The organism is uncultured Schumannella sp. (assembly GCF_905479755.1).
Lineage (GTDB): Bacteria > Actinomycetota > Actinomycetes > Actinomycetales > Microbacteriaceae > DCRR01.
Genome location: NZ_CAJQNT010000007.1, coordinates 1 through 23,374, shown reverse-complemented (window position 1 = coordinate 23,374; position 23,374 = coordinate 1). Strand labels below are relative to the sequence as shown.

Annotated in this window: 19 protein-coding genes; 4 read left to right on the top strand and 15 right to left on the bottom strand. The window is 70.3% G+C overall.

The annotated features are described in order from the left end of the window. Window positions 1-4 precede the first annotated feature (4 nt). Genes gltX through QZ258_RS02165 form a run of 5 tightly spaced genes read right to left on the bottom strand, consistent with a single transcriptional unit; the run spans window position 5 to window position 5,806 of the window. Complete coding sequence (gltX, locus tag QZ258_RS02185; protein WP_294178615.1) at window positions 5-1,519, bottom strand: glutamate--tRNA ligase; 1,515 nt, start codon at window positions 1,517-1,519, stop codon at window positions 5-7. Window positions 1,520-1,530: 11 nt separating this feature from the next. Continuing rightward, complete coding sequence (locus QZ258_RS02180; RefSeq protein WP_294178613.1) at window positions 1,531-2,787, bottom strand: MFS transporter; 1,257 nt, start codon at window positions 2,785-2,787, stop codon at window positions 1,531-1,533. Beyond that, a complete protein-coding gene (locus QZ258_RS02175; protein ID WP_294178609.1) occupies window positions 2,784-3,572 on the bottom strand; it encodes a fumarylacetoacetate hydrolase family protein in 789 nt (262 codons plus the stop codon). The genes QZ258_RS02180 and QZ258_RS02175 overlap by 4 nt, the downstream gene beginning before the upstream one ends. Window positions 3,573-3,579: 7 nt before the next feature. Next, a complete protein-coding gene (locus QZ258_RS02170) occupies window positions 3,580-4,698 on the bottom strand; it encodes a branched-chain amino acid aminotransferase (protein WP_294178607.1) in 1,119 nt (372 codons plus the stop codon). Between the two features lie 55 nt (window positions 4,699-4,753). Continuing rightward, window positions 4,754-5,806, bottom strand: coding sequence for a 3-isopropylmalate dehydrogenase (locus QZ258_RS02165; RefSeq protein WP_294178605.1), 1,053 nt, complete (start codon window positions 5,804-5,806; stop codon window positions 4,754-4,756). A gap of 214 nt (window positions 5,807-6,020) precedes the next feature. Here QZ258_RS02165 and QZ258_RS02160 point away from each other — a divergent pair, with 214 nt between their 5' ends. After that, a complete protein-coding gene (locus QZ258_RS02160) occupies window positions 6,021-6,245 on the top strand; it encodes a DUF6458 family protein (RefSeq protein ID WP_294178603.1) in 225 nt (74 codons plus the stop codon). 23 nt (window positions 6,246-6,268) lie between these two features. Here QZ258_RS02160 and QZ258_RS02155 read toward each other — a convergent pair whose 3' ends face one another. From QZ258_RS02155 to QZ258_RS02120, 8 genes are all read right to left on the bottom strand, one after another. After that, complete coding sequence (locus QZ258_RS02155; RefSeq protein WP_294178601.1) at window positions 6,269-7,288, bottom strand: hypothetical protein; 1,020 nt, start codon at window positions 7,286-7,288, stop codon at window positions 6,269-6,271. 162 nt (window positions 7,289-7,450) lie between these two features. Further along, entirely contained in the window at window positions 7,451-9,043 is a 1,593-nt protein-coding gene (serA, locus tag QZ258_RS02150) for a phosphoglycerate dehydrogenase (RefSeq protein ID WP_294178599.1), read from the bottom strand. Window positions 9,044-9,160: 117 nt separating this feature from the next. After that, window positions 9,161-10,129 carry a sugar-binding transcriptional regulator gene (locus tag QZ258_RS02145; RefSeq protein ID WP_294178597.1) on the bottom strand — a complete coding sequence of 323 codons (969 nt, stop codon included), beginning with the start codon at window positions 10,127-10,129 and terminating at the stop codon, window positions 9,161-9,163. 8 nt (window positions 10,130-10,137) lie between these two features. Beyond that, window positions 10,138-10,788 carry an aspartate/glutamate racemase family protein gene (locus QZ258_RS02140; RefSeq protein WP_294178595.1) on the bottom strand — a complete coding sequence of 217 codons (651 nt, stop codon included), beginning with the start codon at window positions 10,786-10,788 and terminating at the stop codon, window positions 10,138-10,140. 30 nt (window positions 10,789-10,818) lie between these two features. Then, on the bottom strand, window positions 10,819-12,813 hold the full coding sequence (locus QZ258_RS02135) for a glycoside hydrolase family 127 protein (RefSeq protein WP_294178593.1): 1,995 nt from the start codon (window positions 12,811-12,813) through the stop codon (window positions 10,819-10,821). Window positions 12,814-12,826: 13 nt separating this feature from the next. Next, window positions 12,827-14,062, bottom strand: coding sequence for a four-carbon acid sugar kinase family protein (locus tag QZ258_RS02130; RefSeq protein ID WP_294178592.1), 1,236 nt, complete (start codon window positions 14,060-14,062; stop codon window positions 12,827-12,829). Beyond that, a complete protein-coding gene (locus QZ258_RS02125; RefSeq protein ID WP_294178590.1) occupies window positions 14,062-15,333 on the bottom strand; it encodes a RuBisCO large subunit C-terminal-like domain-containing protein in 1,272 nt (423 codons plus the stop codon). The genes QZ258_RS02130 and QZ258_RS02125 overlap by 1 nt, the downstream gene beginning before the upstream one ends. 76 nt (window positions 15,334-15,409) lie before the next feature. Next, a complete protein-coding gene (locus QZ258_RS02120; RefSeq protein WP_294178588.1) occupies window positions 15,410-16,060 on the bottom strand; it encodes a GntR family transcriptional regulator in 651 nt (216 codons plus the stop codon). A 49-nt stretch (window positions 16,061-16,109) separates the two neighbouring features. Here QZ258_RS02120 and QZ258_RS02115 point away from each other — a divergent pair, with 49 nt between their 5' ends. Beyond that, on the top strand, window positions 16,110-18,917 hold the full coding sequence (locus QZ258_RS02115) for an FAD-binding and (Fe-S)-binding domain-containing protein (RefSeq protein WP_294178586.1): 2,808 nt from the start codon (window positions 16,110-16,112) through the stop codon (window positions 18,915-18,917). Here the strand turns inward: QZ258_RS02115 and QZ258_RS02110 are convergent. Together QZ258_RS02110 and QZ258_RS02105 are read right to left on the bottom strand one after the other, a co-directional pair. Further along, window positions 18,914-19,216, bottom strand: a complete 303-nt coding sequence (locus QZ258_RS02110) for a hypothetical protein (protein WP_294178584.1) — start codon at window positions 19,214-19,216, stop codon at window positions 18,914-18,916. The two genes, QZ258_RS02115 and QZ258_RS02110, sit on opposite strands and share 4 nt — an antisense overlap. Then, window positions 19,213-19,737 (bottom strand): hypothetical protein, encoded by a 525-nt coding sequence (locus QZ258_RS02105; RefSeq protein WP_294178582.1) that lies wholly within the window; start codon window positions 19,735-19,737, stop codon window positions 19,213-19,215. Before QZ258_RS02105 ends, QZ258_RS02110 begins: the two co-directional genes overlap by 4 nt. Window positions 19,738-19,793: 56 nt before the next feature. On the opposite strand from QZ258_RS02105, the gene QZ258_RS02100 reads away from it, so the two are divergent. Continuing rightward, window positions 19,794-20,636, top strand: coding sequence for an FAD binding domain-containing protein (locus QZ258_RS02100; RefSeq protein ID WP_294178580.1), 843 nt, complete (start codon window positions 19,794-19,796; stop codon window positions 20,634-20,636). Window positions 20,637-20,638: 2 nt separating this feature from the next. After that, the gene (locus QZ258_RS02095; RefSeq protein WP_294178710.1) at window positions 20,639-23,326 is read left to right on the top strand and encodes a molybdopterin-dependent oxidoreductase; all 2,688 of its coding nucleotides are present in this window, start codon (window positions 20,639-20,641) and stop codon (window positions 23,324-23,326) included. Window positions 23,327-23,374: the final 48 nt, after the last annotated feature.

The following is a 23,374-nucleotide window of genomic DNA, read 5'->3' as shown; positions in this document are numbered from 1 at the left end:
GCCGTTACGCCAGGTGCGTGCGCAGCCGCTCCAGGCGGGCGAGCGTGGAGGCCTTGCCCAGGATCTCCATCGACTCGAACAGCGGCGGGCTGACCCGACGTCCGCTCACGGCCGTCCGCAGCGCCCCGAAGGCGACGCGCGGCTTGAGGCCCGCCCCGCCGTCCTCGACCGGGTCGGTGAGCGCCGCGCGCAGCGCCGCCTCGATCTCGACACGGCCGAACTCGGTGAGGGGCTGAAGCGCGGCCTCGGCCGCATCCAGCACGAGACGCGCCTCGTCGATCGCGTTCGGCTTCGGCAGCGCGTCGGCTTCGAACTCGATCTCGTCGTCGGGCGTGAACAGGAAGGCGAGCATGCCGTGCGCTTCGCCGAGCAGGTTGATGCGCTCCTGCACGAGCGGGGCGGCCTCGCGCAGGATCGCCTGCTCCGTCGGGGTCAGCGGATCGCTCACCAGCTCCCCGAGGTACGGCACGATCCGCGCGGCGAAGTCGTCACCGTCGAGCAGCCGGATGTGGTCGCCGTTGATCGATTCGGCCTTCTTGAGGTCGAACCGAGCCGGGTTCGGGTTGACGCTTTCCACGTCGAAGGCGGCCACGAGCTCGTCGCGCGTGAACACGTCGCGGTCGGCGGCAATCGACCAGCCGAGCAGGGACAGGTAGTTGAGCAGCCCCTCGGGAACGAATCCGCGGTCGCGGTGCAGGAACAGGTTCGACTCGGGGTCGCGCTTGCTGAGCTTCTTGTTGCCCTCCCCCATGACGTAGGGCAGGTGACCGAAGCGCGGCACGACGTCGGTGACGCCGATCGCGATGAGCGCCGCGTAGAGGGCGATCTGACGCGGCGTGCTCGAGAGCAGGTCCTCGCCGCGCAGGACGTGCGTGACGCCCATCAACGCGTCGTCGACGGGGTTCACGAAGGTGTAGAGCGGTGCCCCGTTGGGGCGTACGACCACGAAGTCGGTGAAGCTGCCCGCGGGGAAGGTGATCTCCCCGCGCACGAGGTCGTCGAAGCTCAGCTCGTCGTCGGGCACCCGCAGACGCAGCGCCGGCTGGCGACCCTCTGCGCGGTACGCGGCGCGCTCGTCTTCGGTGAGGTCGCGCTCGAAGTTGTCGTAGCCCTGCTTGGGGTCGCGGCCACGGGCGACGTTGCGCGCCTCCATCTCCTCCGGGGTGACGAAGCTCTCGTAGAGGTAGCCGGCGTCCTTGAGCTTCTCGATGAGGCCCTGGTAGATCTCGCCGCGCTGCGACTGGCGATACGGCGCGTGCGGCCCGCCGGTCTCGACGCCCTCGTCCCAGTCCAGGCCCAGCCAGCGCATCGCATCCAGCAGCTGCAGATAGCTCTCTTCGCTGTCGCGGGCCGCATCGGTGTCTTCGATGCGGAACACCATTTTTCCGCCGGTGTGGCGGGCGTAGGCCCAGTTGAACAGGGCGGTGCGCACCAGGCCGACGTGCGGCGTGCCGGTGGGCGAGGGGCAGAAACGAACGCGAACCTCGGAGCCCGAGGCGGCAGAGAACGGGAGCGACATCGGGGTCGAGTCTAGTTGCGCGTGACCGTTCCGCGGCGAACCGCCCGCCAGCTCAGCGCCACGAGCACCACCACGACGAGCAGCAGCGCGCTGAGCGCGAGACCCGCGTAGCCGACGAGCGCGAGCACGGGCCCGGCGAGCGCCCCGCCGACGGCCCCCGTTGCGCTCATCAGCAGATCCGAGCGCCCCTGAATGATCGTGCGCCGCTCGGCCGGAGCCGACTCCGAGACGAGCGCCGAGGCCGCGACCGTCGCCGCGCTCCAGCCGAGTCCGAGCAGGATCAGCCCAACAACGACCGCCTCGTGCGATTCGGCGCCGAGCGCCGTCGTCAAGAGACTCGCCAGCAGCATCGCCTGACCGAGCGCGATCGTGGGGCCACGACCGAGCCGGTCCGACAGAATGCCGAACAGCGGCGCGAGCGCGTACATTCCGGCGATGTGAAGGCTGATCGTGACCCCGACGACGACGAGCGTCGCGCCGTGGGCCACCAAGTGCACCGGTGTCATCGACATGACCGCGACCATCGTCGCGTGGCTGAGAGCGAGCGCGATGAGCCCGGTACGCACGCCGTTCGCGTCGGCGACGTTCTCGATGACGGCCGAGACCGGTCGCTCGAGGCGTAGCCGCTCGGCCATCTTCAGCGGGTCGGGCCGCAGTGCGACGAGGTACATGATGCTCGCGAGCGCCTGCGCGGTCAGCGTGAACAGGAACGGGCCCGAGAGCTCGGGGAGCCCGAGGGCGACTCCGACCGCATCGGCGGGCGCGATCAGGTTCGGCCCCGCGATCGCGCCGACCGTGGTCGCCCAGACAACGATCGCCAGATCGCGTCCGCGATGCCGGGGCTCGGAGAGATCCGTCGCCGCGAAGCGCGATTGCAGGTTGACCGCGGTGCCGACGCCGATGAGCGCCAGCGCGACAAGCAGGAGCGGGAGCGACACCAGCACGGCGGCGAGGATGCCGGCGACGGCGCCGAGCGCCGCGGTGAGGGCGCCGGTCGCGAGCGCCGGTGACCGCCCGGAGCGACGCGCGAGTCGAGCGAGCGGCACCGACGCGAGTGCGGCGCCCACCGTCGTCATGGTCGCGGCCATGCCCGACCAGGCGGCGGACCCGCTCACCTCCGTCACCAGGAGCGCCCCCGCGGACAGCGTCGACCCCATGCCGATGCCGGCGAGCACCTGTCCCGATACGAGCACGGCGCGCGTGCGGCCGTGCGCACGTCTCACCTCGTCATCGCTCAGCAGCGGCGCGCCACCGGCCGGACCGGTCATGCGCCCGGAGCGGCGTCGCGCGCCTCGGCCGGGTTCGTCAGACGCCCGATGCCCTCGATCTCGATCTCGACTGTCTGTCCGGCAACAAAACCGCCGAGACCCGACGGCGTCCCGGTCATGATGATGTCTCCCGGAAGCAGCGTCCAGACATCCGAGATGTAGGCGATGAGCTTCGGGATGGAGTGCAGGAGCTCGGAGGTGTTGCCATGACGGCGCGGCTCCCCGTCGACCCAACTGTTGATCTCCAGGTTCGAGGGGTCGAGTTCGGTCTCGATCCAGGGGCCGATCGGGGCGAAGGTGTCGTAGCCCTTGGCGCGCGCCCACTGTCCGTCGGCGAACATCTGGTCGCGCGCCGACACGTCGTTGCCGACGGTGTAGCCGAAGACGTAGTCGGCCCAGTCCTCTTCGCGCACCTGCTTGGCGATGCGCCCGATGACGATCACGAGCTCGCTCTCGTGCGTGATGCGTCCCTCGACCGGCGGGATCTTGATCGCGTCGCCGGGGCCGATCACGGCGGTGTTCGGCTTCAGGAAGATGAGCGGGTTCTCGGGCGCATCGATGTTCGCCATGTCACCGCGGTGGGCGGCGTAGTTGAGCCCGACGCAGACGACCTTCGAGCGCGGGATGACCGGGGCGAGCAGCCGCGCATCCGCGAGAGCCACGCGCTCGCCGGTCGGCTGGAATCCGGCGAACATCGGGTCGCCCGCCAGGACCACGAGCTCCTCGTCATCGACGATGCCGTACCGGGGGTCCTCCCCCGCTGAACTGAACCGTGCGACCTTCATCCCGGGCCTACTCGGACGCGTCCGCGTCGAGGCGCATCATCCAGCCGTGACGGTCTTCGGCGCGACCGTACTGAATGTCGGTGAGCGCCCGGCGCAGCGACAGCGCCACGCCGTCTTCCGGCGTCGGCATCTCGATCGTGAAGTCGGCGGCCTTGAGCGTGCCGATCGGGGTCAGCACGGCGGCCGTGCCGCAGGCGAAGGCCTCGACGATCTCGCCGGAGGCGGCACCCTCGCGCCACTCGTCGATCGAGACCTGGCGGCGCTCCACCCGGTGGCCGGCGTCTTCGGCGAGCTGCAGGATCGAGTCGCGCGTGATTCCCTCGAGGATCGACTCGCTCTGCGGCGTGACGAGCGTGCCGTCGCGATAGACCAGCACGACGTTCATGCCGCCGAGCTCTTCCAGGTACTTCTCTTCGGCGGAGTCCAGGAACAGCACCTGCTGGCAGCCCTGGTCGTAGGCCTCCTGCTGCGCGATGAGCGACGAGGCGTAGTTGCCGCCGGTCTTGGCCGCGCCCGTTCCGCCCTTGCCCGCGCGGGCGTAGGTGGTCGACAACCAGATCGACACCGGTGCGACACCGCCGTGGAAGTACGCGCCCGCCGGGCTCGCGATCAGGTAATAGTTCACCTTCTTCGCCGGACGCACGCCGAGGAACGCCTCCTTGGCGAACATGAAGGGCCGCAGGTACAGGCTCGTCTCGGGCGCCGAGGGCACCCAGGAGCCGTCGATCGCGATGAGCTGACGCAGCGAGTCGAGAAAGTACTCGGTCGGCAGTTCCGGCAGCGCCATGCGGCGGGCCGAGCGCTGCAGGCGTTCGGCGTTCTTCTCCGGGCGGAACGACCAGATCGAGCCGTCGGCATGCCGGTAGGCCTTGAGGCCTTCGAAGATCTCCTGCGCGTAGTGCAGCACCGCGGCCGCGGGGTCGAGTTGGATCGGGCCGTAGGCCTGCACCCGCGGACGGTGCCAGCCGCCGCGTTCCGACCAGCAGATGTCGACCATGTGGTCGGTGAACTTCTGCCCGAACCCGGGGTTGGCGAGGATCTCCTCGCGCTCGGCGGCGGGAAGAGCTGAGGGATTCGGGGTCACCTGGAACAGGAGGTCCTGGTTCGCCATCGGGAGAAGTTGCATGTCGCTGGCCGATCTGTCGGAGTGGAACTAGTCTGCGCCGGGGGCGAGGCGACCGCTAGGGCGCGCTCACCGCCGCGGCAATGGCGGCGCCGATCTCGTCGGTGCGACGGGGCGTCGTCCCGCGCGTTGCGACGTCCGCGGCGACCGCCGTCTCGACCCGGCGCGCCGCCGCCTCGAGTCCGAGGTGGTCGAGCAGCAGAGCCGTCGACAGGATGGCCGCCGTGGGATCGGCCTTCTGCTGTCCTGCGATGTCGGGAGCCGACCCGTGCACGGGCTCGAACATCGAGGGGAAGGTGCCGTCGGGGTTGATGTTTCCCGAGGCTGCCAGTCCGATGCCGCCGCTGATGGCGCCGGCCAGATCGGTGAGGATGTCACCGAAGAGATTGTCGGTGACGATGACGTCAAATCTAGCAGGGTCGGTCACCAGGAAGATGGTCGCCGCATCCACGTGGAGGTAGTCCCAGGCCACGTCCGGATGATTGGCCGCGTGACGCTCGACCGTGCGCGCCCACAGCGAACCGGAGAACGTGAGCACGTTGGTCTTGTGCACGAGGGTGAGCTTCTTGCGGCGCTTCTCGGCCTGGGCGAAGGCGAAGCGCACGACGCGGTCGATGCCGTACGCGGTGTTGACGCTCACCTCGTTGGCGATCTCGGCATCCGTGCCGACGCGGATGGCGCCGCCGTTGCCGACATACGGTCCCTCAGTGCCTTCGCGGACGACGACGAAGTCGACCTCCCCCGGGTTGGCGAGCGGGCTCACGATGCCGGGAAGCAGCCGCGAGGGGCGCAGGTTGACGTAGTGGTCGAAGGCGAACCGGAGCTTGAGCAGCAGTCCCCGCTCGATGATCCCGCCCGCCAGTCGCGGATCGCGCGGGTCGCCGCCGACGGCGCCCAAGAGGATCGCGTCGTGCTGCGCGAGCGACTCGAGATCCTCGGTCTCGAGGATGCGACCGGTCTCCAGATAGTGCGTCGCGCTGAACGGGTACGGGGTCGTCGACACCGCCGCCTCGTCGCCGACGGCGGCGGTGAGCACACGCACCGCCTCGGCCATGACCTCGGGGCCGATGCCATCGCCAGCGATCACGGCCAGGTCCAGGGTGCGGGTCACTCAAACTCCAAAACTCAGGGATGTTCAGGTATCTCCCGGAAAGCTCCCAGAACAGGCGACATCGCCCAGCATTCCGGGGGAATCCAGCCCTCCCAGCCTAGCCGCGTCCTCGAGCAGGTGCGGCCGTCCAGGTGGTGGGCACCAACCCGCCGATAACGTCGAAAGAGTGCCGGGGCCCACGAGGCTGCCTCCACATCGAGGAAAGGGAAACACCTTGAGTATCGGATTTGGAATCTTTTTGTTCGTGCTGGGAGCCATTTTGGCTTTCGCACTCAACGTCGGTCTCGACTGGATCGACCTCACGCTCGTGGGGTACCTGCTGATGGGCGCCGGGGCGCTCACCACGATCATCGGAATCGTGCTGTTCTCGACCCGCCGGTCGACGGTCGTCCACGAGGAGACCACCCACCGCGACCACGCCGACCACGTCGACCACTAAGGCGGCGGCGGCGTGACGCCGGATCAGCGCGTGCGGTGCCGAGCTGAGCGCCGCATCGCCAGCACCGCGAGAGCGACCGCGCCGGCAAGCACCGCGCCCGCGCCGAGCACCGCGGCGGCGATGAGCGACTCGGTGGTACCCGTCGCCGCGAGCTCGGCCGGGGAGGCCTCCCCGTCCTCGAGCGGCAGCGTCGGGAGCTCCTCGGTCGGCTGCTCCTCGTCGGGCGTCGAGGCGCTGATGGTCAGCAGCAGCGCGTAGCTCCCGCCCAACCCTCCGCCGTCGTTGCGCAGGATGCCGACACCGGCGGCCCCCGCGTCGCCGTACCAGTCGGCCTTGAGCGTGTTCCAGAAGACGGTCGCCGGGTCGACGTCGGTGCCGGCGAGCGGCGCGACCGTCGCGAGACCCACGTTCAACGAGTTGTAGGGCCCGCCGCTGCCGAGCGGCGCCGCGCCGTACGACTGGGTGCTGTAGGCGACCGAGACGACGACCCGATCCGGCAGTGTCACGCCGAGAGCCGAGAAGTCGAAGGGGACCGCGAACGCGAAGCCGTTGGAGCAGCTCCCCGAGGCGGCGTCGAACCAGCGCCCGTCGCTGCACTCGCTCGGGCTCGCGGACGGTCGGTAGAGGACGTCGACATCCTGCGTCACCGTGGCCAGGAGCGCGCCGGGGAGCATCGCGGTGCCCTCCTCGTAGACGTTCACGGTGATCGGGTGGCTGAAGCTCGCCCCCGGCGTTGTCACGCATCCGACGCCGGACCCGGTCTCACAGGCCCAGTTGACCAAGACGACGGTGATCGTCTCGAGGTCTCGGTCCGTGCCGGCGAGCTCCACGAGGTCGCCGAGCTCCGCCGTCTGCGTCGCCTGATACCCCAGGCTGACGTACGAGGGCGCGAGCGTGTCGGGAATCGAGTCGTAGGCGTCGCTCGTGGTGGCGTGCGCCGGAAGCGGCGCGGCGAGCACCGCCAGCGCGGCAACCGCAAGCGCGGCCGTGACGAGGCGGCGCCGCGAGGTCAGGGGACGGGTGGACGGCTCAGCAGTGAGCATCGGAATCCTCCGGGGGAAGGGTGACGAGAGCACCGCGAGCAGCCGCGAAATCGGGTTGAGGACTGCTCGGGTCAGCTCACGCTAACCCACCAGAGAATTCGTCACAATCGACAGACCTGTTCACCCCGAGGGGGAACACCGGGCGCGCGACGACCCCCCACCTCAGTCGGCGACGACGTCGATCTCGCGCAGGAGCGTCGCGTCGATGGCCTCGCGCACCGACTCCAAGAGCCCCTCCGGGGCCGGGGAATCAATCGTCAACACGCTCAGCGCCTGACCGCCCGCGCGGTGGCGCGCGATCTGCATGCCGGCGATGTTGATGCCCGCGTCGCCGAACTGCTGCCCGTAGACCGCCACGATTCCCGGCCGGTCGGTGTAGAGCATCACGACGAAGTGCTCGGCGAGCGGAACCTCGACGTCGTAGCCGTTGATCTCGACGATCTTCTCGATCTGCTTCGTGCCGGTGAGCGTCCCGCTCACCGAGAGCTGCGTGCCATCACTCGTCGCGCCGCGAATCGTGAGCACATTGCGGTACTCCTCGCTCACGGCGTCGGTGATGAGCCGCACGGCGATCCCGCGCTGCTCGGCCAGCAGCGGCGCGTTGACGTAGCTGACATGCTCCGTGACGGCGTTGGTGAAGACACCCTTGAGCGCGGCGAGCTTGAGCACGCCGACCTCGAGCTCCGCGATCTCGCCACGAACCTCGACGTCGATCGAGGCGAGCGGGTCGTCGGCGAGGCCCGCGAAGACCTGACCGAGCTTCTCCATCAGAGGGATGCCCGGGCGCACGAGCGGGTCGATGACACCGCCGGCGACGTTGACCGCATCCGGAACAAGCTCGCCGCTCAGCGCCAGCCGCACGCTCTTGGCGACCGAGACGCCGGCCTTCTCCTGCGCCTCGGCGGTCGAGGCGCCCAGGTGCGGGGTGACGACGATGTTCGGGGCGCTCGTGAGCAGGTCGTCGGTCGGCGGCTCGCTCGTGAACACGTCGATGCCGGCCCCCGCGATCTCACCGTCGCGCAGCGCCTGCGCGAGCGCGGCCTCATCAATCAGGCCGCCGCGCGCGACGTTGACGACGTAGGCCGTCGGCTTCATCGCCTTGAGCTGCGCCTCACCGATCATGCCGGTGGTCTCCGGCGTCTTCGGCATGTGGATCGTGACGAAGTCGGCCATCGAGATGAGCTCATCGAGCTCGACCAGGCGCACCCCCAGCTGCTGCGCGCGCGCGGCCGTGACGTAGGGGTCGTAGGCGACGATCTCGACACCGAAGGCCTGGAGACGGGCGGCGATCAGCGCGCCGATCCGGCCGAGGCCGATGATGCCGACCGTCTTCTCGTAGAGCTCGGTGCCCGTGTACTTGGAGCGCTTCCACTCCCCCGCGGCCAGGCTCGCGTGCGCGGCCGGGATGTGGCGGGCAAGGCTCAGGATGTGACCGACCGTGAGCTCGGCGGCGCTGATGATGTTCGACGTCGGCGCGTTCACGACCATGACGCCCGCCTCGGTCGCCGCCTTGATGTCGACGTTGTCGAGCCCGACGCCGGCGCGGGCGACCACCTTGAGACGCGGTGCGGCCGCGATCGCCTCGGCGTCGACCTGGGTCGCCGAGCGGATCAGGATCGCGTGCGCCTCGGCGAGCGCCGAGAGCAGCGCCGGACGGTCGGTGCCGTCGACGGAGCGGATCTCGAAATCGGGGCCCAGGGCCTCGACGGTTGCGGGAGAAAGTTCTTCGGCGATCAGGACGATCGGCTTGGCCACGTGGTCGTTCCTCGGGGTTCGGCGGCCCGATGGCCGCAAGAGTGCGCCTCGGCGATGGCGGGCGCGGCGGTACCGAGTTTAGTGGACGCGCAACGCGCCGCGCGCCCGCATCCCGCGCTAGAGCTCCAGGAGTCGACGGGCGGTGTGCTGGTCGGTGATCAGGACATCGATCCAGCCCCCGATCGCCGCCGCACGGATCGCGTCGTCCTTGAGCCCGCCACCCGCCACCCCGACGCGCCGGGGCACCGCGCGAAGTTGTTCGGGGCCGATCCCGACGACGCGGTCACGCAGCCCGCCGTCGACCACATTGCCGTCGGCATCGAAGAAGTTCAAACAGACGTCACCCACGGCGTGAAGCCCATCCAGGCGCGCCAGATCGTCGTTCGAGATGGCACTTCCCCACGAGGTGCGCATCGGCGAAGATCGCAGCGCGCCGATTCCGGTGAGCAGCAGGGTCAGCTCCCCCCACGCGTCGACAGCCTCAGCCAGCGCGGGATCCGAGAGCAGACCGTCACGCACCACCCCGCTCGTGACGACGCCGGGTGAGGGAAGGTAGATCGCTGCGGCGCCCGTCAGCTCGGCGAGGCGATCGGCGAGACGCGTTGCCTGGGCCCGCATCGCCGGGTTTCCGACGGCTCCGAGAGTCTGCACGACCGTCTCGGCCCGGCCGGTTGTCGGCGACAGCGTCTCGACCACGGCCATCAGCGAAGCCGAGCGTGACGAGATCCCAATGCGCTCGTGCGAACGCACCGTCTCCTCGAGGTACGCCGCCGCCGCCGCACCGATCGCCGACAGCACGACCGCATCATCATCCGAGGCTGACTCGGCAACGACGACGTCGCGCAGCCGAAGATGCTCACGAACCGCCCGTTCGAGTTCGACGTGCAACCCCGGTGGCGAGATGACGACCGTGCGCACCACGCCGAGCCGCTGGGCCTCCTTCAGCAGCCGAGAGACCCGGGATTGCGACACCCCGAGCCGATCCGCGATCTCCGGCTGCAGGATGCCCTCCTCGTGGTACATCCGAGCGGCTTTGACGAGCAGCGCCATCTTGCCGCCGGGGGCACCCGAGATTCGATCATTCACATCAGCGATTATCGAGCACGGACCGCGTCCGCGACGCGACGAACACCCCGTTCGGGACTCGTGAGCACGGGAACCGCCACGTCGACGCTCGCGGCGGCGGATGCCATCGACGCCTGGGCGAGCACGATCACGTCGGTGCGCGCGGCGAGTTCGACGAGCGACGCGCCGACTAGTTCGTCGTGTCGGGCACGATCGCCCGCGACCACCGCGTCGAATGCACCAGTCACCACGACCTCGACCAGCTCCACCTCGCGTCGGGCGAGGTCGGCTCGCTCCCGCAGCAGCGCGGCGGTCGGCCGCAGCGTGGTCTCGAGGGTGGCCACGACGCCGATCCTCGCACCGGCGGCGACCGCGTCATCCGCCATCGCCTCATCGATGCGCAGCACCGGCAATCCGACCGCGTCGGCGACCTCGGACGCGTAGCCCGAGATCGAGGAACAGGTGAAGACGACCGCGTCGGCCCCGGAAGCCTTGGCCGCCCGGCCGAGCGCCGAGAGCCGTTGGGCGATCTGGTCATGGTCGGCGCCGCCGCCCAGATCGCCGACGATCGTCGAATCGAGGAGGTGCTGGACCTCGACGCCGGGGAGGTGCTCGGTGGCGAGCGCGGAGAACGTCGGAATGACAACGGCTCCGGTGTGGATCATGGCGATGCGGGTCATGTGTGCGTCTCTCTTCTCGTTGCGTCCCGCTCAGCGCAGGACGGGCATCCAGACGGTCATCTCGCCGGGGCCCCGGTTGCCCCACATGGCGTAGGGCACCAGTCGGACCTCGAGCGGACTCGGCTCGGTGGCGTCGAACTCGGCGTACAGCGAAACGTCGGGCGTCGGCGCGGGCACGGGAAGCTGCGCCGCGGTCCCCCGCAGCATCGTGTGACCCGCGAACTCCCCCTCGCCGCCTTCGAGGGTCCACTCGACATCGTGCGGCAGGGCCACCGAGGTGACACTGACGTGCGCCGGGAGGTCAGCGGACTCGAGCGCGTAGACGACCGGCCCGCGCACGACGCAGACCTGCCCGGTGGCTTCTTCAACCAGCGGATGCGCGGCCAGCAGGCGCGGGGCGATGTCGAACTCGATGGAGACGACGTCGTCGCTCCACTCGCGCTCGATCACGGCGTATCCGCTCTCCACGCGCGACACCTCCTCGCCGGCGACCGTGACGCGCGCGCGCCCCGCCCAGCCGGGGATGCGGACGCGAAGTGCGCCCCGCGCCGGGGCGTCGCTGCGCACGCGAATCGTGACGGTCCCCTCGGCGGGGTAGGACGTCGCCTGCTCGAGCGTCGCGGCGACCCCGCCGATTCGCACGCGGGCGCTGCCGGGCACGAACTGGTGCACCCAGACATCGCGCCCGTCCTCGGAGTAGCCGTAGTAGGGCAGCTCGGCGAGCACCCGCGCGATGTTCGGCGGGCAGCAGAAGCTGCCCTTCATGAAGGCCTGCCGGTGCCGTTCGTGGGAGGGCGGCGGTTGCGATCCCGCGGGGTCGCCCGGACGGCGCATCGGGAACGGCAGATCGCGCACCTGACGCAGCGGGTTGGTGTAGAAGTACGTCTCGGCATCGGTGCCGATCATCGCCGGAAGCGCGTTGAAGAGGACCCGCTCGATTTCGTCCGCGTAACGCGAGTCCCCCGTCAGAGCGAGCATCCGCCAGGCCCAGAACACGAAGCCGAGCGAGGCGCACGACTCGTTGTAAGCGGTCACCATCGGCAGCTGGTACGGGCGACCGTAGGCCTGGTGGGTGCGCGTGATGGTCCAGTAGTTGAGCCCCGCATCGGGCGAGGCCCCGTCGTAGAGGGCACCGACGCCGCCGGTGACGGCAAGCTTCGAACCGACCAGATCGTTCCAGATGCTGTCGAGCGCGGTCCGGATCTCCGGATCGCCGGTTTCCAGTGCGTAGTCGGCCATTCCGGCGTACAGGTAGTTCGCCCGGACGGCGTGGCCGACCGCTTGCCGCTGCTCGCGGACCGGGATCACGTCCTGGTTGTCATCCGTGCCGTCGGCCCCCTTGCCGCCGTGCAGGTCGAGCAGCCGACCCGCCAGGCGCAGGTACTTCTCCTCGCGGGTCGTGCGATACAGCTCGACCGCGCCCATGTAGTGGGCGGGACAGATGTTGCAGTGCGAGAGCCACTCCGGGTTCTCGTCGGCCACGCGGATCAGGTAGTCGGCTACCCGGCGCGCGATTCGCAGGAAGCTGTCGTCGCCGTGAACGCGGTAGTGGATGGCCGCGAGTGTCATCAGGTGACCGGTGTTGTAGGTCTCGAAGTCCATCGGTCGCTCGAAGCGAGCCCGGTCGATGCCTTCGGACTGCGCGATCCGGGTCTTGGTCTGGAGGTATCCGTCGGCCTCCTGGGCTTCCGCGATCGCTTCCGCGGCGACGCGAAGCGATTCGGCGAGCGGGCTGTCTGGATCCAGCGACGCGGCGACGCTGGCGGCCTCGAGCCACTTGTAGAAGTCCCCGTCAACAAATCCGGCACCGACGTGCGTTCCCTCGCGGTCGCCGGAGGCGACCCGGAAATTCTCGTAGGCGTGCCCGCGTTCCGCGTCGAAGAGGATGTCGCCCATGGTGGGGATCGTGGTAGCGAGGCCGCGCGCCCGCAGCAGGGCAAGTGCGCTGTCGCCCGCGATGGTCGCGGCCCCGGCGGGGAGCGAGGTCATCACGGCGTGGGGACTGACGCTGGTGTCGGTGAGCATGGTGCTTTCTGGGTCAGGCCGCGGCGAGCGGAGTTCCGGTCTTGACGTCGGCGAGCAGTTCGGGGTGTCCGACCTGCCCGCCCTTGAGGACGAGTTCGAGTCCGTCGAGGTGCGCCTCATCGCTGCCGCCGCGAAGGAGAGGTGCATTCCCCCAGGGCTGGGCGAGAATCGCCAGCCGCGTGACGCCAAGTCGCCGCAGCACGTTGCTCGAGGTGTCTCCGCCGCAGACGACCATCCGGCCGACGCGCGCGGAGCGCAGGCAGGAATCGCCGACGGTGGCGAGCCGTCTCTCGACCTCGCTACTGGCGACCTGGCGTTGCGGGTCGAGCGTGGAACTGACGATGACATCACCGCCGTCGCGCAGCACCGCGGTGGCGCGCGCCTCCACGTCGTCCGCGAACAGATCCAGCACCGGCCAGCCCGTGACCTCGAGCTGGAGTCGCGTTCGAGTCGAGGCACTGCCGCTGAGGACGAGCACAGGGTCGGGCGAGGGCGACACGGTCGTCGGCAGCGCGGGCAGGCGCTTCTCGACGGGGGCGGCGCGTCCGAGCGCGCCGCTGATTCCACCGGAGCCGAGAACGAAGCGCGGCGCATCGCCCGCGGCGAGAATCGCCTCCGCCACCTGGTCCAGGTGCGCATCCGTCAAGGCATCGAGGACGACCGCGGCCAGCTCGCCCGCGAGCGCCGCGGACAGCGCGGCCGGGTCGTCGTAGTCGGTCCAGCTCACGGCGCCGATCGGCAGCTCGGTCTGCGCACGCAGATGCACGCGCAGGTCGGATTCGGTGGCGGGCGTCACGGGGTGGTTTCGCATCGTCGGCTGACGATCGAGCCGGAAGATCTCGTCGCCGTCGCGGGCGAAGTGGTGCGCGAACACGGTGTAGCGCCCGAAGTCGGGCTGCGCGAACGACACGGGCACCGGATGGGCGCCGAAGACTTCGCGCCCGATCTCCACGACGCGGCCGCGGCTTCCGACCGTCGCGGAGGAGTCGGCCGTGGAGCAGGCCTTGTACTGCACGACGTCAGCGCCGAGGTTGCGGAGCCGCTCCAGCGGGCTCCGCACCTCGGCGTCGATCGACCCGGTCGGAAGAGACCGGGCGATTCCGGCGATCCCCACAACGTCGGGGATCGGGTCGGGCAGCGCGGCGTCGGGGTCGGTGACCAGCACCCCATCGAGTCCCGCGCGTCGGAACTGCAGCAAGGAATCCACCGAGCCGGTGAAGTCGTCGCCATAGAACCCGAATCGTGGCATCAGTCGGCCTCGCTCACCGCCGCGTCGAGCCGGCCGAAGGTCGCGACGGCCGCTGCGAGCTCGGGTACGATCGCGGCGCGCGAATCCAGCGGCTCTCCCGAGAGCGCAGCGTCCCACGCCTCGCGCATGGCGCGCACGCCGGCACCGGATCCATCGGGGTGGCCGTGGATTCCGCCGCCGGCCAGCACGAGCAGGTCATCGGTTCCCGTGGCGGCATAGGTCGCGTGGGCCAGCCCCGCCGACTGGCCGGACGAGAGCACCGGCAGCATCTCGTAGCCGCCGAGCAGCGGCGCGCGGACCGCGCGGATGGAGTCGAGGACCTCGCTGTCGGACTCGTAGAACTTATTCGCCACCCCATTAGTGTGCAGGTGGTCCGCCCCCGCGAGCCGGGCGAGAGCCTGAAAGGCACGGAAGCCGATGCCGGTTTGCGGCGAGCGGGAGTAGCCGCCGAAGCCCGCGCGATGGCCGTGAATCGGGAGCTCGCTGTGTCGTCGCAGGTGGGCAAGCCCGGCGAGTCCGATGGACGGAATCACCGCCATCACGCAGGTGCCGCCCGCGTCGCGCACCAGGTCGTGGCGACGCTTGAGATCGTCGATCTCACCGGTCAGGTTGAAGGCGTACATCGGGAGCTTGCCGGTGCGGTCGGCGACGCGGTGCAGCGCATCCATGACGACGTGCACCCTCTCGGCGAAGGGCAGATGCTCGGGGTCTCCCTGCAGCTCGTCGTCTTTGATGAAGTCAATGCCCGCCTCGGCGAGCTCAGTGACCAACTGGGCGAGCTGCTCGCCGCTGAGCCCCACGCTCGGCTTGACGATGGTCCCGATCACCGGTCCGGTGGCGCGCTGGGCGAGACGGCGCGTGCCGGCGACGCCGAAGGCGGGCCCCGGGTAGGCCTGGGCGAACGCGTCGGGTAGCTCGAGGTCGATGAGCTTGAGCGCACCCGCCTCGCGGATCTCGTAGAGGTTGCCGGCAACGGCCGCCAGCAGGTTCGGGATGGAGGGGCCGAAGTTGCGCAGCGGGAAGTCGATCGTGACACGCGCGCGGCGCGCGGCGCTCCAATCGCCGGACGCTCCCGGCAGCGGCGGGCGACCAGACGGCGGCAGCTCGACGACCTCGGCCACCTGGGCCGCATGACGGGCCTTCAGCTCGGCGGTTTCGCGCGCGATCGCGACGAAGGTTCCCGAGGACTGCTCGGATGCCATCACGGCCGCCACCTGTTCCAGAGGCAGCGCCGTCTCGATCTCGTAGACGGCCCGAACGTTCTCGTTCACCGGAGTCCTTTCGCGCGGGCGTTTTCGAGGCCCAACCCAATCTGGGTATTCATGCATCAGCGCATGTACATGCACATTACCGGATGCGGGCCGCCTCGGCCAATCGCTCGCTGGCCCGCCCCAGATGCGCCGAGAGCACCTCGATCGCTCGATTCTCGTCTCCCGCCTCCAGGGCGTCGAGCACCTCGGCATGCTCACGGTGGATCAGCTCGACCGAGATCAGCCGCTGCCCCTGGACCTGCGCCATGCACAACCGCACCTCACCGAGCAGCGAGGAGTAGGCCCGGCTGGTGCGCGGGCTCGCCAGTGCGTCGACGATCGCGGCGTGAAAACGCATGTCGGGATCGACGATCAGCTCGGGAGCGCGGGTTGCCAGGGCGGCGATCTCGGCGTTGGCCGCCCGCGCCGCCGTGGGCGCGAGCCGACGCGTCGCCAACTCGCGCAGCGCACTGCTCTCGATGCGCCGTCGGGTCGCATACACGTCAAGGACCGCCTCGGCGTCGAGCTTCGGCACCCGAGCACTGCGATGCGCCGAGCGCTCGAGCAGCCCCTCCGCGACAAGCTTCTCGATCGCCGCCTTGGCGCTCGGCCTCGCCACCGAGAAGCGCTCCGCGACGATCGCCTCGGTCACGGCACGACCGGGCACGAGCTCCCCCGCCAGAACCAGCGCGCGCAATTCGGCCGCAACGGCGTCGACGATCCCGGTCACCTGCACGCGCGTGGACATGCACTCAGTATACTTGTCTGACAATTTGGACCGTGCCCGAAGGAGTGCCATGTCATCGCCTGCCAGCGCCCAGACCTCCGAATGGCTCGGAACCGACATCGCGGTGGCCGAGCGTGCGATCGACCGCTATGCGCGTGCGCACGATGCCTCGCACTACCTGCTCGTTCCGCGCACCGTCGTCGTGCCATCCGACGCCGCCGGAGTCGCGCATGTCCTCGCCGCCGCACAGCACACCGGTCACACCGTCACCTTCCGCTCCGGCGGAACCAGCCTCTCCGGCCAAGGAGTCACCGACAGCGTGCTCGTCGACACCCGAAACGCGTTCCGACGCATCCAGGTCGAAGACGGTGGTCGCCGAGTCCGGGTCGAGCCCGGCGCCACCGTGCGGCAGGTCAACGCGCACCTCAGCCGCCACGGCTACCGCCTCGGCCCGGATCCCGCGAGCGAGATTGCGTGCACGATCGGCGGGGTGATCGCCAACAATTCGAGCGGTATGGCCTGCGGAGTCACCCAGAACACCTACCAGACGCTTCGCTCGATGACCGTCGTGCTGCCGAGCGGAACCGTGCTCGACACCGCCGATCCGAACGCGCGCGAGGTGCTGCGAAACACCGAACCCGAGCTACACGACGGCCTGCGGACGCTGCGAGACCGGCTACGACGCTCCCCCGTCGACGTCGAGCGCGTGCGCCATCTCTTCTCGATGAAGAACACGATGGGCTACAGCGTCAACGCCCTGCTCGACTTCGACGAGCCGCTCGACATCCTGAGCCACCTGATCGTGGGCAGCGAAGGCACACTCGGATTCGTCGCCGAGGCCGTGTTCGACACGATCGAGACGCAGCCCCAGATCGCCACGGGCCTGCTTGTCTTCCCCACCCTCCACGACGCCACCGCGGCGCTCCCGGCGCTCGTGCGGGCGGGCATGGCGACGATCGAGCTGATGGATGCCGCGTCACTTCGCGTCGCCCAACACGCATCCGACGCCCCGGCCGCGATCGCGGACCTCGTTCTCGAGAATCACGCTGCTCTCCTGGTCGAGTTCCACGCCGCCACCCGCGAGTCGCTCGACGAGGCGGTCGCCGCCGCCGCGCCGCTGCTTGCCTCGCTCCCCCTCGCCGCGGAACCCGCACTCACGTCCGATCCCACTGAGCGCGCCGCGCTCTGGCACGTTCGAAAAGGGCTCTACACCGCGGTCGCGGGCGCCCGACCCTCGGGAACCACCGCCCTGCTGGAGGACATCGTGGTGCCCGTCGAGCGACTGCTGCCGACCTGCGAGCGCCTCATCGAGCTGTTCGAGCTGCACGGCTATGAAGGCTCGGTCATCTTCGGCCACGCGAAAGACGGCAACATCCACTTCCTTCTCAACGAACGTTTCGACGACGCCGCGTCACTGGCGCGCTACGAACGCTTCACCGAAGACATGGTCGAACTCGTGCTCGGACACGGCGGCTCCCTCAAGGCGGAGCACGGCACCGGTCGCATCATGGCCCCCTTCGTGCGTCGACAGTACGGCGACGAGCTCTACGCGATCATGCGCGAGATCAAGCGGCTCTTCGATCCCACCGGCGTGCTCAACCCCGGGGTGGTGCTCTCCGACGAGCCGCGCTCCTACCTCGACAACCTCAAACTCGTTCCCACGGTCGAAGCGGAAGTCGATCGCTGCGTCGAGTGTGGCTATTGCGAACCGACCTGTCCGAGCAAAGACCTCACACTCACCCCACGTCAGCGCATCGCGTTGCGGCGCGACATCGCGACCGCCGAGGCCGCGGGCGATCACACGCTGGTCGCTGAGCTCACGGACGACTACGAGTACGACGGCGTCGACACCTGCGCCGTCGACGGGCTCTGCGCGATCGCCTGCCCGGTCGACATCAACACGGGCGACCTCGTGCGCCGCCTCCGCGCTGAGTCGCGCTCCCCCCTGCTGAACGCCGGCTGGTCCGCGGCGGAGCGCGGATGGGCCCTGACCACCCGCGTGGGATCGACCGCGCTGTCCCTCGCCAAGTCTCTGCCCGCACCATTGGTCTCGGTGGCCACCTCGGCTGGTCGCGCGCTACTCGGCCACGACGTCGTACCCGCCTACGACGGCGGTCTGCCCCAGGGCGGTCCCGCGCGTCGGCGGCTCGAGGCGACCCCGGGCGAGCCGGAGGCGGTGTTCTTCGCGGCCTGCGTCGGCGAGATGTTCGGCCCCGAAGGCGACGGAATCGGGGCGACCGACGCCCTTATCCGCCTCGCCAGGCGCGCCCACGTCGGCCTGACGATTCCCGACGGGCTCGCCTCGCTGTGCTGCGGCACGCCGTGGAAGTCGAAGGGATTCGTCGACGGCCATCATGCGATGGCCGACCGTGCGATTCCGGCGCTGCTCGCCGCGAGCGACCGCGGGCGCCTGCCGATCGTCTGCGACGCCGCCAGCTGCACCGAAGGCCTCGAGACCCTCCGCCGCGCGGCAGGTGAGCTCGGCACTCCGCTGCGCTTCATCGATGCGACCACGTTCGCGCGTCAGTTGCTCGACCGGCTGCCCGAACCGCGGCGCGTGGGCCGCGTGGTCGTGCACCGCACGTGTTCGACTGCTGCTCTCGGCGCCGACGGCGACCTCGAAGCTCTCGCCGCCTTCGCCGCCGACGACGTGATCCAGCCACTCGACTGGGGATGCTGCGCGTTCGCGGGAGACCGCGGCATGCTGCATCCCGAGCTCACCGCCTCCGCCACCGAGCGCGAAGCCGCCGAAGTGCGCACCGTGGACGCGGATGCGCACGTCTCGGCAAACCGCACCTGCGAGGTCGGCATGACGCGCGCGACCGGACGGACCTACCGTCACGTGCTGGAACTCGTCGAGCAGGTGACGCGCCCCTAGCCGATCGCGGGCTGGATCGCGTTCGCGACGGCGACGGAACTCAGCGCGAGCGCGTGGGTCGCCGCGAGCGCCACGGCGAGGATCAGCGCGCGGTCGAACAGCACGCAGTGCCGCCCCAGCACGAACGCTCCGCCGAAGAACAGCGGTGGAATGATCACGCCCCCGACGAGCAGCGGCCACGGCGTCGCCTCGCCGATGCCCAGCAGGTCGTAGTAGGCCGGAAGCACCAGCAGGTTCGAGATCGCGGCGAACTCGGCGAGCCCGAACAGGGCGGCGAAAATCAGGACGATCGCGATCATGCGGAGGCCTCCGCGATCACGACGAGCACGAGCGGCCACGGCACCAGGATCGCCGTCCCGAGCGCCCACCACCCGACACGCACGAAGGTGGGGCGGGTTCGGGTGAGCGTCAGCACCGCCCCGAACCAGAGCATGCCCGAGGCCAAGGCCAAGAACTCCCCGAACTGCCACGTCACATCGACGAACAGCTCGGTCGAACCGGATGACGTGGACTGCACCGAGAGCACCCAGCCGAGCACGATGGCGAGATAGAGCACCGCGAACACGGCGGTCGCCGCCGTGCGCGCCGCGGAGCCGGGGGTGGGCACCTCGGAAACGGCGAGCGCCGCGCTCTCGGCGTCGGCATCCGCCGTCACCTCCCCCGTCGGACTCGCCGAGGCGTCGTCGCGAGCGAGATCCGCGGCGCCGGCGCGGGCACGGCGTGGGGCAACCCCGCCGCGGTCCTCGTCGCCCGCCCAGCTGAGGGCCTCGTCGTCCGGATTGTCGGGGCCCTCGCCGGGGGCCGAATCGCGTGTGCTCACCGTCCCATTGTCACGGTCCCGCGTTACATATCCGACACACACGTGATGTTGACTGTATGAACATGGACCTGATCGAGGTGCGCGCGCTGCGCGCCGCCCGCACGCGCGACGATGTGCGCGTGAACGAGCACGTTCGCCCGCTCGCGGGCGGCACCTGGCTGTACTCGGAACCGCAGCCCGGCCTCGAAGAACTCATCGACCTGATGACGCTCGGCTGGACCCCGCTCGAGGCCGACGCGTCGGGCGGACTGCAGATCGCTGCCACCTGCACGATCGCCCAGCTGCTCGCGCATCCGACCGACCCCGTGTGGGGCCCCGGGGTGGCGTCGCTGTTTCGCCGGGCCGCCGAGTCGCTCGTTGCCTCGTGGAAAATCTGGAACGCCGCCACCGTCGGCGGCAACGTCTGCATGGCACTCCCCGCGGGCGCCATGACGAGCCTGACCGCCGCGCTCGACGGTGAGGCGCTCATCTGGCAGGCCGACGGCGGCGAGCGCCGCCTGCCGGTCAGTGAGCTCGTCACCGGCGTGCGCACGACCGCGCTCGGCTCGGGCGAGGTGCTGCGCCGCATCGACCTGCCCGCGCACGCGCTCCGCGCTCGGGTCGGCTTCCGCCGCGCCGCGCTCGCCCCGCTCGGACGCTCCGGCGCGATCGTGATCGCGAGGCGGGATGCCGCCGGCAGCTTCGTCGCCACCGTCACCGCCGCCACCACCCGCCCGCACCGCGTGTGGTTCGCCGCGCTGCCCACCGCCGACGAACTGCGTGCGGCGATCGAGGCGAGCGTCGCGGCGGGCGACGGCTGGTACGACGACGCGCACGGCGCACCCGACTGGCGGCGCGCCCGCACCCTGGCGATGGCGGAAGAGTTGCGCCTGGAGCTGGCGACGGAGGAGCAGCCGTGAGCATCCGTGTCGTCGTCGATGGCCACGAGCGCGAGTTGGAGCCGCAGCCCGGGCAGGTGCTGCGCACCCTGTTGCGCGAGGCCGAAGTCTTCGCCGTCAAGAAAGGCTGCGACGCGGGCGACTGCGGCGCGTGCAGCGTGCTCGTCGACGGCACGCCCGTGCACTCGTGCATCACCCCGGCGCATCGGGTTGATGGCAAGACCGTCACCACCGCGGCCGGACTCGGCACCCCCGAGCACCCGCATCCCGTTCAGGAGGCCTTCGTCGCCGCCGGCGGGTTCCAGTGCGGGTTCTGCACCGCGGGGCTCGTTGTCACCGCCTCCGCGCTCACCGAGGAGCAGCGGGCCGATCTGCCGAACGCGCTCAAGGGAAACTTGTGCCGTTGCACCGGCTACCGCGCGATCGAAGACGCCATCTGCGGCACCGCCAACACCGAGACCGTCGTCAGCGGGTCCGCCGCGGGGCGCTCCGTCTCGCCGCCCGCCGCGCGCCGCGTCGTCAACGGTCGCGAGGCGTACACGCTCGACTCGCCGATCGGCGAGACCGCCGACCCGGCGGATCACTCCACCACGACCACCGGACTGCTCCACCTCGCGGTGCTCGGTTCGCCGCACGCGCACGCGCGCATCGTGTCGATCGACGCGAGTCGCGCGCTCGCCCTCGACGGAGTGCACGCCGTGCTCACCCACGAGGACTCCCCCGGCGTGCTGTTCTCGACCGGCCGCCACGAGGCGCGCACCGACGACCCCGACGACACGCTCCTGCTCGACCCCGTCGTGCGCCACTACGGCCAGCGGGTCGCGGCCGTCGTCGCCGACACGGTGGCCATCGCGACGCGCGCGCTCGACCTGGTCGACGTCGGCTACGAACTGCTGCCCGCCGTCTTCGACCCGGAGCTCGCCCGTTCGCCCGGCGCCCCGCTGCTGCACGCCGACAAGCCCGCCTCCTCCCGGATCGCCGACTCCGCCCGCAACACCGTCGCGGAAGTGCACGGCGAGCGCGGCGACGTCGCGGCCGCCCTCGCCGAGGCCGACGTCACCGTCTCCGACCGCTTCACCACCTCGCGCGTGTCGCACGCCGCGCTCGAAACGCACGCGACGCGCGGCTGGCTAGACCGCACCGGAACGCTCGTGCTGCGCACATCCACCCAGGTGCCATTCCTCGTGCGCGACGAAGTCGCCCGCATCTTCGACCTCGACCGTGACAAGGTGCGTGTGTTCGCCACCCGCGTCGGCGGCGGATTCGGCGGCAAGCAGGAGCTCATCACCGAAGACCTCGTCACCCTCGCCGTGCTGAAGACCGGCCGCGCGGTGCAATACGAGTTCACGCGCACCGACGAGTTCCGGATCGCGCCGGGGCGGCATCCGATGCGCGTCGGCGTCACCCTCGGCGCACGCCGCGACGGCACGCTCACCGCCCTCGCCATCGACCAGGTCATGGACACCGGCGCGTACGGCAACCACGGCGTCGGCGTCATGTTCCACTCGGTGCACGAATCGGTGGCGACCTACCGCTGCGACAACGTGCGGGTGGATGCCCACTCCGTGTACACCAACAACCCGCCGTCGGGCGCCTTCCGCGGCTACGGCCTCGGCCAGGTGATCTTCGCCATCGAGTCGGCGATGGACGAGCTCGCGCACCAGCTCGGCATGTCGCCGTTCGACCTGCGCCGCATCAACGGGGTGCGCCCCGGTGATCCGATCCGCACCATCGAAGAAGACGCGGGCGATGTCGCCTACGACGGCGCCGATGGGCTTCGCCAGTGCCTCGACCTCGTGGAGGCGGCGCTCGATCAGGACGGGCCGGCGCTTGGCCAACTCGGCCGCGGCATGCGCGCGCTCGAGCCCGGACGCGACTGGCGGATCGGCAACGGCGTCGCCCTCGCCATGATCGCCACCATCCCCCCGCGCGGACACTTCGCCGAGGCGACCGTGCGCGCGCTCGACGGCGAACAACCCGACGGTGCGCTCTTCGAGGTCGAGGTCGGCACCGCCGAGTTCGGCAACGGCACCACCACCGTGCATGCGCAACTTGCCGCCACGGCGCTCGGTGCGCGGCCCGAGCAGGTGCGCATCCGGCAGTCCGACACGGCGACACCGGGCGCGCGACACGACACCGGGGCGTACGGCTCCACCGGGGTCGTCGTCGCCGGCAAGGCCGTGTTCGCGGCCGCGACCGCGCTGGCGGAGCAGCTCGCCGCGGGCGGGGAGCGCGTCGCCACCGCGACCCACGACGGCACGCCGCGCACCGTGGCGTTCAACGTGCACGGCGTGCGCGTGGCGGTCGACCCGGCGAGTGGCGAGGTGCGCATCCTGCGCTCCGTTCAGGCCGCGGATGCCGGCACCGTGCTGAACCCCGAGCAGCTGCGCGGACAGATCGAGGGCGGGGCCGCGCAGGCCTACGGTTCGGCGCTGTACGAGGAGGTCATGCTGGAGGAAGGACGGATCACGACCGACGTGTTCCGGAACTACCACATCCCGCAGTTCGCCGACCTGCCGCACACCGAGGTGCTGTTCGCCGACACGCACTCCGAGCTCGGGCCGCTCGGCGCCAAGTCGATGTCGGAGGCGCCGTACAACCCGGTCGCCCCCGCCGTCGCCAACGCGATCCGGGATGCGCTCGGCGTGCGCCCGCACGAGATCCCGATGTCGCGCGACCGCGTCTGGCGGCTCTCCGCGGGTGGCGCGTAGCGCGCGGCGAGCCCGCGCGCCCCGCCCGCGGCCGCGCGCCCCCGCGCC